The sequence below is a fragment of the Actinomadura sp. GC306 genome (genome assembly GCF_004348665.1).
In the GTDB taxonomy this organism is placed as follows: Bacteria; Actinomycetota; Actinomycetes; order Streptosporangiales; family Streptosporangiaceae; genus Spirillospora.
The window spans coordinates 1-10,259 of sequence record NZ_SMKM01000239.1; the positions used below are offsets into that span (position 1 = coordinate 1).

At 73.2% G+C, this 10,259-nt stretch carries 9 protein-coding genes, 1 other RNA gene and 1 pseudogene; 5 read left to right on the plus strand and 6 right to left on the minus strand.

The annotated features are described in order from the left end of the window. Nucleotides 1-1,185: pseudogene (locus E1200_RS33960) on the plus strand (hypothetical protein); the annotation flags it as partial. Between the two features lie 168 nt (nt 1,186-1,353). Next, nucleotides 1,354-3,615, plus strand: a complete 2,262-nt coding sequence (locus E1200_RS26035) for a bifunctional SulP family inorganic anion transporter/carbonic anhydrase (RefSeq protein ID WP_131954708.1) — start codon at nt 1,354-1,356, stop codon at nt 3,613-3,615. Between the two features lie 70 nt (nt 3,616-3,685). Here E1200_RS26035 and E1200_RS26040 read toward each other — a convergent pair whose 3' ends face one another. From E1200_RS26040 to E1200_RS26065, 6 genes are all read right to left on the minus strand, one after another. Beyond that, nucleotides 3,686-3,883 (minus strand): hypothetical protein, encoded by a 198-nt coding sequence (locus E1200_RS26040; protein WP_131954709.1) that lies wholly within the window; start codon nt 3,881-3,883, stop codon nt 3,686-3,688. A gap of 177 nt (nt 3,884-4,060) precedes the next feature. After that, nucleotides 4,061-4,457: RNase P RNA component class A (gene rnpB / locus E1200_RS26045), an RNA gene on the minus strand. Nucleotides 4,458-4,513: 56 nt separating this feature from the next. Further along, nucleotides 4,514-5,857, minus strand: coding sequence for a TrpB-like pyridoxal phosphate-dependent enzyme (locus E1200_RS26050; RefSeq protein ID WP_131954710.1), 1,344 nt, complete (start codon nt 5,855-5,857; stop codon nt 4,514-4,516). Between the two features lie 75 nt (nt 5,858-5,932). Continuing rightward, nucleotides 5,933-7,039, minus strand: coding sequence for a bifunctional RNase H/acid phosphatase (locus E1200_RS26055; RefSeq protein WP_131954711.1), 1,107 nt, complete (start codon nt 7,037-7,039; stop codon nt 5,933-5,935). Next, nucleotides 7,036-7,779: a C4-type zinc ribbon domain-containing protein gene (locus E1200_RS26060; RefSeq protein ID WP_131954712.1), complete on the minus strand. Its 744-nt coding sequence runs from the start codon at nt 7,777-7,779 to the stop codon at nt 7,036-7,038. Before E1200_RS26060 ends, E1200_RS26055 begins: the two co-directional genes overlap by 4 nt. Further along, nucleotides 7,776-8,597 (minus strand): Nif3-like dinuclear metal center hexameric protein, encoded by an 822-nt coding sequence (locus E1200_RS26065; RefSeq protein ID WP_131954713.1) that lies wholly within the window; start codon nt 8,595-8,597, stop codon nt 7,776-7,778. Before E1200_RS26065 ends, E1200_RS26060 begins: the two co-directional genes overlap by 4 nt. A 127-nt stretch (nt 8,598-8,724) precedes the next feature. Between E1200_RS26065 and E1200_RS26070 the strand changes: the two genes are divergently transcribed. Genes E1200_RS26070 through E1200_RS26080 form a run of 3 tightly spaced genes read left to right on the plus strand, consistent with a single transcriptional unit; the run spans nt 8,725 to nt 10,116 of the window. Beyond that, complete coding sequence (locus E1200_RS26070) at nt 8,725-9,276, plus strand: pyridoxamine 5'-phosphate oxidase family protein (protein WP_131954714.1); 552 nt, start codon at nt 8,725-8,727, stop codon at nt 9,274-9,276. 45 nt (nt 9,277-9,321) lie between these two features. Next, nucleotides 9,322-9,666 (plus strand): DUF6191 domain-containing protein, encoded by a 345-nt coding sequence (locus tag E1200_RS26075; protein WP_131954715.1) that lies wholly within the window; start codon nt 9,322-9,324, stop codon nt 9,664-9,666. A 51-nt stretch (nt 9,667-9,717) separates the two neighbouring features. Beyond that, nucleotides 9,718-10,116: a hypothetical protein gene (locus tag E1200_RS26080; protein WP_131954716.1), complete on the plus strand. Its 399-nt coding sequence runs from the start codon at nt 9,718-9,720 to the stop codon at nt 10,114-10,116. Nucleotides 10,117-10,259: the final 143 nt, after the last annotated feature.

Sequence of the window (10,259 nt, forward strand, 5' to 3'; positions counted from 1 at the left end):
GACGACTACTGGGCGACGATCACCTTCGACAAGCCCAGGTTCCCGTGGCAGCACGACCACGACGACGAGCGCCCCGACGCCGGCCTCGCCGCCGACCCGCTGAACGCACAGGCCGCCGCCGACCAGCCGCCGCCCGAGCAGCCCGGCCTGACCCAGCCGAGCCTGACCCAGCCCGTCCCGTCGGGCGTCGACGCCGCCGGGCTCACCGGCATGGGCGCGCAGGGCGGCGGAACCGGCCCCCAGCAGATGCCCGCGCCGGGCGGTTTCCCGGGCGGCTCCCCGTTCGCCGGGCACGACCCCGGCTCGACGGCGCTCGACCCGATCCCCGCCGACCTCGCCGGGCCCGGCACGTCCGGCGGTCCGGGCATGCACGGCGGGCAGCCGCCCTACGGCGGCCCCGGCGCCCCCGACCAGCAGGTCTACGGCGGCCAGGAGCCCCAGCCCGCGTACGGCGCGGCCGACTACGGGCCCGGTGACCCGTCCTACGGCGGCCAGGACCAGTACGGCCACGGGCAGGACCAGGGGTACCCCGAGCAGGCCCCGTACGGCTCCCCCGAGCCGTCCTACGGCGAGTACGGCTCCGACCCGCTGGGCGGCCGGCCGGGCGGCTACGACATGCCGGCCGACCCGGGCCCGCGCGGCGGCGACCCCCGCTCGTGCGACCCGCTCAGCACCGGCTCGTTCGGGACGACCGGCGGCTCCGGCGGCACCGGGAACACCGGCCCGTGGGCGTCCGGCGGGCCCTCCGGCGGGCAGGGCGGCGGCTACGACCCGGCGCTCGGCTCCGGCGCCCAGCCCGGGTACGGGCAGGGCCAGCAGAGCGACGGCTACCCGACGGCGCCCGCCTACGGCGACTCCCCGCGCTACGACGACCCGCTCAGCGGCGGCGGCCGTGAGTCCTTCGGCGGGTTCGGCGGCGAGGGCGGTTCCGGCGGCTCCGGCGTCTACGGCGACTTCAGCGGCAGCAGCTACAACGGCGGCGCCGACCCGCTCGCCGCGCCGCACGACCCGAACGCCCAGGGCGGCTACCAGGACCCGAACGCCACCCAGGCGTACGGCGGGGGCGGCGGCTACTACGGCGGCTCGCAGCAGCAGGGCGGGTACCCGCAGGGCGGCCAGCCGAACGACAACGCCCCGTACGGCTCCCGCCAGCCGGCCGACGACTGGGAGAACTACCGCCGCTAGGCATCCGGAGTGGCCGCATCCGGCCATCCGACCGCGAAAGAGGGCCGCCGACTCCCGGCGGCCCTCTTTCGCGTCCGCGCCCCTTCGAACCCCCGGCGGGACGGCGCGCACCGGCCTTCTCGCAGATGGCCTCGCTAAAGCGGCTCTAATCCTGGTTATATACGTTGAGTGACTTCAAAGCCACTCAACGTATCCACTCTGCAGCGGGACGTCCTCGCGTCGTTCGTCGTGTTCCTCGTCGCGATCCCGCTGTCGCTCGGCATCGCGGTCGCCTCGGGCGCGCCCGTCGCGGCCGGGCTGATCGCCGCCGTCGTGGGCGGCGTCGTCGCGGGCCTGATCGGCGGGTCGCCGCTGCAGGTGAGCGGCCCCGCGGCCGGGCTCACCGTGATCGTCGCCGAGCTGGTGCAGACCTACGGCTGGCGCGCCACCTGCACCATCACCCTCCTCGGCGGGCTGCTGCAGATCGCCCTCGGCGCCAGCAAGGTCGCCCGGACCGCTCTCGCCGTCTCCCCCGCCGTCGTGCACGGGATGCTCGCGGGCGTCGGCGTCGTCCTCGTCCTGGCGCAGGTCCACGTCCTGCTCGGCGGCAGCCCGCAGCAGTCGGCGCTGGCCAACCTGAGCGAGCTCCCCGGCCAGTTGGCCTCCCCGCACACCCATCCGGCCCTGCTCGGCGCGCTCACCGTCCTGGTGCTGCTGCTCTGGTCGCGGCTGCCGAAGACCGGCCCGCTGCGGCTGGTCCCCGGCCCCCTCCCCGCGATCGCCCTCGCCACCCTGACCGCCTGGTCGCTCGGCTGGGACGCCCGGCGCGTCGAGCTCCCCGACTCCCTGTTCGGGGGCTGGGACGCTCCCGTCCTGCCGGAGGGCCCGCCGGCGGGCATCGCCGGCGCCGTCGTCTCCATCGCGCTCGTCGCGGCCGTCGAGTCGCTGCTGTGCAGCGTCGCCGTCGACCGGCGGCGGCCCGCCGGGGTGCCGCGCGCCGACCTCGACCGCGACCTCCTCGGGCAGGGCGCGGGCAACGCGGTGTCGGGGTTCCTCGGCGGGCTGCCGATCGCGGGCGTGATCGTCCGCAGCACCGCGAACATGGAGGCCGGCGCCCGGTCCCGGACGTCGACCGTCCTGCACGGCGTGTGGGTGCTGGTCCTCGCCCTCTCGTGCGGCCCGGCCATCGAGCAGGTGCCGCTCCCGGCGCTCGCGGCGCTGCTGGTGGTGCTGGGCGTCCGGCTCATCGACATCGCCCGCATCCGCGACCTGCGCCACCACCGCGAGGCGCCCGCCTACTTCACCACCCTGGTCGGCGTCGTCGTCCTCGGGCTCGGTGAGGGCGTCCTGGCGGGGATCGCGGTCATGGGGGTGCTGGCGCTGCGGCGGCTGACCCGGCTGTCGGTCCGCGCGGAGCACCTCGTCCCCGAACCCGAGGACGGCCCGGTCCCGATCCGCACCCACGTGGTCGTGGAGGGCACGCTGACCTTCCTCGGCGTCCCCAAGGTGACGCGCTTCCTGCAGGACGTTCCGCAGGGCGCCAGCGTCGATCTCGACCTGAACGTCGACTTCATGGACCACGCCGCGTTCGACGCCATCCACCAGTGGCGGCTCGCCCACGAACGCCAAGGGGGGAGGGTCGACATCGACGAGGTCCACGAGGCTTGGTATGAAAGAGCTGTGACAGGTGACATGTCCTCGCCGCGCAAATCGCCCCCTTCTGCCCGCTGGTGGGCACCGTGGGCAAATCGTCGACGGCGTTCCGAGGAGGAACTCGACGCGCCCGAGGTGTCCCCCGCGGCCGTGCTGCTGGACGGCGTCCGCGAGTACCACGGCCGCACCGCCCGGCTGGTCCGGCCGATCATGGCCGAGCTGGCGATGGAGCAGAAGCCCCAGCATCTGTTCATCACCTGCGTGGACTCGCGCATCGTCCCGAACATCATCACCGCCAGCGGACCCGGTGACCTGTTCATCAACAGGAACGTGGGCGCGCTCATCCCGCGGTACGGCTCCCGCACCCGCGACGACTCCGTGGCGGCGACCGTCGAGTACGCGACGAACGTCCTCGACATCCGGACGATCACCGTCTGCGGCCACTCCAACTGCGGTGCGATGGCCGCGCTCCTCGCCGGCGGCGCCGAGGTCGAGCACCTCACCGGGCTGTCGCGGTGGCTCAAGCACGGCAACCACAGCCTCGCCCGCTTCCTCGCCACCGACCCGGCCGGCGCGGACGAGCCGCCCCTCACCCGGCTCTGCAAGATCAACGTGATGCAGCAGCTCGACAACCTGCTCACCTACCCGTGGCTGCGCGCGCGCGTCGAGTCCGGCGAGATCGAGCTCGTCGGCCTCTACCTCGACCTGCAGTCCGCGAACGTCGAGATCCTCGACCGGGCCACGGGCGCCTTCATGCCCGTCCCGGACGACGCCCCGCAGGCCCGCACCGTGACCTGACGCGCAAGCGCGGGCCGTCCCCCCGCAAGGACGGCCCGCGCGCCGGTGTGCCCTCAGGCCGGGTCCGCGATCAGCGGCTCACGAGATCGTCGTGGCGCGTGTAGTCCCGCACGTACATCCCCGTCACCCGCCGCGCCCGCCGCGCCCGCCGGTCGCACGCGGGCAGGAACAGCGAGTCGTACCGGCTGGCGCGCGAGAAGTCCCACAGGTAGACCAGGCCGGCCAGTCCGCCCGCGAGGACGAGGGCCACGAACATGATGATGAACATCGAGGCTCCTTTCCACGGGGCCCAGCACCTCGGCCCCGCCGCCGTCACCGATCAAGGCGATCAGCTCTCACCGTTGACGGTAAGCGCCCCGTTTCGACCTCACTGTGTCGTATGACCCGAACCCTGTGAGTTGCACGCCCCTCCCCCAACCACGGGGAGAGCCAGACGGCATGGGGGCGGACGAGTCGGCCTGTAAGCCGGGTTTTGTGCCTGCCGGCCCTTGCGGGACGGCGGGTGACGGCCATCCATCTCGGGCCGCCGTTGCCGGCGGCCTCCAGCGGTCTACCCGCAGGCTCGGGCGGGCCGCCCTCGGACACCTGCGCGGGGCCTCTTGCGGGGCCCCTTCTTGACCTTGCTCCGGGTGGGGTTTACCGAGCCGCCCACGTCACCGTGGGCGCTGGTGAGCTCTTACCTCACCGTTTCACCCTTACCACCGGCGGACCGGTGGCGGTCTGCTTTCTGTGGCACTTTCCCGCGGGTCACCCCGGGTCGGCGTTACCGACCACCCTGCCCTGTGGAGCCCGGACTTTCCTCGACGGGGATCGCTCCCCGACGCGGCCGTCCGGCCGGCTCGTCCGCCGCCTCCAAGGCTAGCGGGTGCGCGAGGCGCTCACGCACCCGCCATGGACCTCACGGGAGGGTCGTGAGGGCCTCGTCCAGGCGGGATTGGGGGAGGGGGTGGTCTTTCATCTCGCCGGACAGGTAGCGGTCGTAGGCGGCCATGTCCAGGTGGCCGTGGCCGCAGAGGGCGGTGAGGATGACCTTGGGTTCGCCCGTCTCGGCGCAGTGGCGGGCCTCGGCGATGGCGGCGGCCAGGGCGTGGGTAGGTTCGGGGGCCGGGACGATGCCTTCCGTGCGGGCGAAGAGGATTCCCGCCTCGAAGCACTCGCGCTGGGCCTTGGCCTCGGCGTCGAAGACGCCCAGGTCGTACATGTGGGAGAGCAGCGGGGCCATGCCGTGGTAGCGGAGGCCGCCCGCGTGGATGGGGTCGGGAACGAAGTCGTGCCCCAGCGTGTGCATCTTGAGGAGGGGCGTGAAGCCGGCGGTGTCGCCGAAGTCGTAGGCGTAGCGGCCGCGGGTGAAGGACGGGCACGCCTCCGGTTCCACCGCCCGGATCGCCGGGTTCATCCGGCCCTGCAGCTTCTCGCGGAGGAACGGGAAGAACAGGCCCGCGAAGTTGGAGCCGCCGCCGGTGCAGCCGACGATCAGGTCGGGGGTGTCGCCGACGAGCGCGAGCTGTTCGAGGGCCTCCTCGCCGATCACCGTCTGGTGGAGGAGCACGTGGTTCAGGACGCTGCCCAGGGCGTACCGGGTGTCGTCCGGGGACGCCGACTCGACGGCCTCGCTGATGGCGATGCCGAGGGAGCCCGGCGACTCGGGGTCGGCCGCGAGGATCTTCGCGCCGGACGCGGTCAGCCGGGACGGGCTGGCGTGCACCTGCGCCCCGAACAGCTCCATCATCGAGCGGCGGTACGGCTTCTGGTCGTAGGACGCCCGGACCATCCAGATCTCGCATTCGAGGGCGAACTGCGCGCACGCGAACGCGAGGGCGCTCCCCCACTGGCCGGCGCCCGTCTCCGTGGTCAGGCGCCTGATGCCCTGGCGCGCGTTGTAGTACGCCTGCGGGACGGCCGTGTTCGGCTTGTGGGAGCCGACCGGGGACACGCCCTCGTACTTGACGTAGATGCGGGCGGGCGTCCCGAGCGCCTGTTCGAGGCGGTGGGCCCGGATGAGGGGTGTGGGGCGCCAGAGCCGGTAGACCTCGCGGACCTCCTCGGGGATGTCGATGTAGCGCTCGCCCGAGACCTCCTGGGCGATGAGGTCCATCGGGAACAACGGCGCGAGGTCGTCCGGGCCGACCGGTTCGCGCGTCTCCGGATGCAGCGGCGGGGGCGGCGGCGCGGGCAGGTCCGGGACGACGTTGTACCAGCGGCTCGGGAGCCTCGACTCGTCCAGCAGGATCTTCGTCGTCACGGTTCCTCCCCAGGTCACGGTGCCCTTCAGTGGAAGGTAAGCACGCGAGGAGCCGTTACGGAAGACCGGTTCCGGTCAGGCCGGAAGGTGGTGGACGTCGTTGAAGGAGCGCAGGGTCGCGGGACCGTCGGCGTACCAGTCGATGGACGACAGCGCCGCCACGTCCAGATGCATCCGGTACAGGGCCGGCATGGGCGCACCCAAGGCGTCCTTCACCAGCATCTTGATCGGCGTGACGTGCGATACGACCAGGACGGTCTGCTCCCGGTGGCGGACCTTCAGCTTGTCCAGGGCGGTGCGGACGCGGCGGGAGACCTGCGCGAAGCTCTCCCCGCCGGGCGGTGCGACCTTCGGGTCGGCCAGCCACGCCTTGAGCTCGGCCGGCCAGCCCTTGCCGGCCTCGGCGAACGTGAGCCCCTCCCACTCGCCGAAGTCGGCCTCGCGGAAACCGTCCTCGACGCGGACGTCGAGCCCGGTGACGGCGGCGACCTCGGCGGCGGTGTCGCGGCAGCGTGCCAGCGGCGAGGTGACGATCGCGTCCAGCCCGCGGTCCTTGAGGGCGAGGGCCGCGGCGCGGGCCTGGGCGAGGCCGTCCGCGGTGAGCGGGACGTCGCTCGTCCCCGCGAAGCGCTTCTCGACCGACAGCGGCGTCTCACCGTGCCGGAGCAGGACCGTGGTCAGCGGCGTGGCCGACGAGGGCCGCACCGGGGGCGGCTCCGGCTCCCCCGGCGCCTCGTCGACCTTGCGGACCCACTCCTCGCCGCGGGCCGCGGCGTCCATGGCCTCGTTGGCGAGGCGGTCGGCGTGCGCGTTGCGGTTCCGCGGAATCCAGGTGTAGGAGACCGACCCGAGGGCTTCGGCCAGCTCACGGGCCCGCAGCGCCAGCGGGATCATGTCCGGGTGCTTGATCTTCCAGCGCCCGGACATCTGCTCCACGACGAGCTTGGAGTCCATCCGGACCTCGACGCGGGCGGCCGCGTCGATCTCGGACGCGGCGCCCAGCCCGGCGATCAGGCCCCGGTACTCCGCCACGTTGTTGGTCGCGTCCCCGATCGCCTCGGCGACCTCGGCCAGGACCTCCCCGGTCAGCGCGTCGCGGACGAGCGCCCCGTACCCGGCCGGGCCGGGGTTGCCGCGCGATCCCCCGTCCGCCTCGACGACCAGCTTCCGGCCGGCGCTCACAGGCCCGACTCGGGCGTCCGGATCAGGATGCGGCGGCACTCCTCGCAGCGGACGACCTCGTCCTCGGCGGCGGTCCGGATGCTGTTCAGGTCCACCGTGTTGAGCGCCAGGTGGCAGCCCTGGCAGGCGCCGCGGAACAGCTTGGCGGCGCCGACGCCGCCGAACTGGCCGCGCAGCTTCTCGTAGAGGGCCAGCAGGTCCTCGGGGATGTCCTTGGCGACGGCCGTGCGCGCGGTGCTGGTCGTCCCGGCCTCGTCGTCGAGCTCCCGCCGGGCGGCGTCGCGGCGCTCGACCAGCGCGGCGAGCTCGTCCTGCGCGGCGGCCTGGTCGGCGCGCAGCGCGGACACCCGGCCCTCCGCCTCCTCCGACCGCTCCATGATCTCCAGGACGACCTCCTCCAGGTCGGACTGGCGGCGCTGCAGCGACCCGATCTCCGCCTGGAGGTTGCTGAGGTCCTTGGCCGAGGCGACCTGCCCGGAGTCGAGCCGCTTCTGGTCGCGGTCGGCCCGCGCGCGGACCTGCTCGACGTCCTGCTCGGCCTTCCGCTGCTCCCGCTGCAGGTCGCCGGCCTCCGTCTCGGCCGCCACGATCGCGTCGCGCAGTTCGGTGAGGCGTCCCTCCAGCCGCTCGATCTCCGCCAGCTCGGGCAGCGTGCGCCGGCGGTGGGCCAGCCGGTCCAGCGAGGCGTCGAGCTCCTGCAGGTCGAGCAGGCGGAGCTGGGCTTGCGGTGCGGCTTTCAATGTGCTCCTTCGTCGTGGAGGCGCCACGCGTCGGTGACGAGCGCGGACACCCGGGTCTCCAACTTGCCCGCTTCCGGGGAGGCCGCCGCGAGCCGCCGCTCGGCGTCGGCGAGCCAGGGCCACTCGGTCGCCCAGTGCGCGGCGTCCACGAGGGCCGGGCCGCCCTGCTCGGCGAACTCGGAGGCGGGGTGGTGCCGCAGGTCGGCGGTGAGGTAGACGTCGACACCGGCGGCGGCCGCGGTGCCGAGCAGGGAGTCGCCGGCGCCCCCGCACACGGCGACGGTGCGGACGGTGCGGTCCGGGTCGCCCGCGGCCCGCACCCCCCAGGCGGTGGCCGGCAGCCCGGCCGCCACCCGCCCGGTGAACTCCCGCAGCGTGACGGGTTCGGCCAGCTCCCCGATCCGGCCGAGGCCGCGGCGGGGATCGTCGTCGGCGGGGACCATCGGACGCAGCTCGCCGGTGAGGCCGACCGCCCGCGCCAATGCGTCGGACACGCCGGGATCGGCCCGGTCCGCGTTGGTGTGCGCGGTGTGCAGCGCCACCCCGTTCCGGATCATCCGGTGGACGAGCCGCCCCTTCGGCGTCGTCGCCGCGACCGAGTGCACCCCGCGCAGCAGCAGCGGATGGTGCGTGACCACCAGGTCGGCCCCCCACTCCAGCGCCTCGTCGATCACGGCGGCCACCGGGTCGACCGCGAACAGCACCCGCCGGACCTCCTGGTCGGGGTCCCCGCAGACGAGGCCGACGGCGTCCCAGGACTCCGCCCACGCGGGCGGATAGAGCTCCTCCAGGGCCGTGATGACATCGGATAGGCGCACGTCCCGCAGGCTACCGCGCCGAGCCGCTCCCAACGAGCCACCGAGCGTCACCGCGGGGCCCGGAGGTCTGAAACGATAGGCCGCGGGACAACCAGACAGGGACAGAACCGAAAGAGGGGAGAACGCCATGTCGGCTTCCGGCGCCGCGGCGGAACCGGAGCCCACCCAGTCGACCGATCCCTTGGAGCCGGCCGCCGAACGGCCGTACATGCCGGGCTACGGCATCGTCGGCCCGGAGGAGGGGAGCGGCCTGCTGCCGTGGTCCTGGGCCGTGGAGCGGCTGCGGGCGGCCCGCAACTTCTGGCTCTGCACGGTCCGGCCGGACGGACGGCCGCACGCCATGCCGGTGTGGGGCGCATGGTCCGGTGAGGCGCTGCTGTTCAGCAGCAGCGTCCCGTCCCGCAAGATGGTGAACCTGCGGGCGAACCCGCGGGTCGTGGTCACCACCGAGGAGGCCGAGAACCCGGTCGTCATCGAGGGGGTCGCCGAGGTGCTCACCGAGCAGAAGGACCTGCAGCGGTTCATCGACCTCGTCAACTCCAAGTACGCGACCAGATATCGTGTGGACTTCCTGGACCCCGAGGTCAACGCGACGGTCGCGGTACGGCCGCAGCAGGCGTTCGGGCTCCGCCAGGGGGACTTCACCGGTTCTCCCACCCGGTGGTCCTTCACGACCTGAGCCGCCGCCGGGATCAATCCGGCCACCCATCGCGTTGGAGAGTGTGTGAAGTCACCCTTTCGCCGCCGCAAGCGCGTCAAGGGCCGCGCCATGGGCAACCGCCCGGAGCCGGCCGAGCAGGAGATCGTCGAATGGCCCCGCGACGGGACGGGCAAGTCGTCCCTGATGGGGGCCATCCGCGGGGACGGCGAGACCGGCGCCGGGTTCGGCGGCGGCATGTTCGAGGACCTCGCGTCCGCCTTCGAGGGGTCGAAGAAGGTCAAGGTCGAGGAGCAGGAGCGGCAGAAGATCCTGCGCCAGGACGACCACGAGCAGACCGGCTCCGGCAAGACGCGCGACGACCTCGACTCGGGCCGGATCCGCATCCGCCGGACCCCGCCGCCGGAATAACGTGTCCGATTTTTATCGAACATAAGTTCGAAGTCGGGTTATCCTGACCGCGTGAGCACCTACGTCCCGCCCGGCTGGCCCGCGCAGGTGCACCCACCGGGCACCGAGCGCTTCGAGGACACCGCCGTGACCTGGCTGCTCGAACTCGTCCCGCCCGAGTACCGGCGGTACGGCGTGCTGCGCCGCTACCCCATCGCCCTCGCCCGGATGGCGCGCCAGCACGCCGCCGCGTCCGTGGAGGCGGCCCGCGAGGGTTTCCGCACCGCCCGCGTAGACCTCGGGGACGTCGTCCCGCCGCACGGGGTGGAATCCGTCCTGGAGACGTACCGCCGCGAAGGCGCCCGCCTCGTCTCCCTCCTGCAGGCGGTCGAACTCGTCGAGACGGCCCTCCGCGGCCTGGTCGAGCCGGACGATCCCCGGCATCGGAGACCATTCACCCCGAAGCTGTGACCGTCCCGTTGACGCTGTGTCGTGGCGTGCGCAAACCTGTGAACCGATCCTGACGGGAGGGTTCCGGTGAGCACACCACCTGGGTGGTACCCAGATCCAGAGTGGATGGGCCGCGAACGCTACTGGGACGGAGAAACCTGGAC

What these genes read in the sequence shown, in the direction of transcription:
- E1200_RS26040 (WP_131954709.1), bottom strand. Translation starts at nt 3,883, where the DNA reads ATGTTCATCATCATGTTCGTGGCCCTCGTCCTCGCGGGCGGACTGGCC.
- E1200_RS26070 (WP_131954714.1), top strand. Translation starts at nt 8,725, where the DNA reads ATGTCGGCTTCCGGCGCCGCGGCGGAACCGGAGCCCACCCAGTCGACC.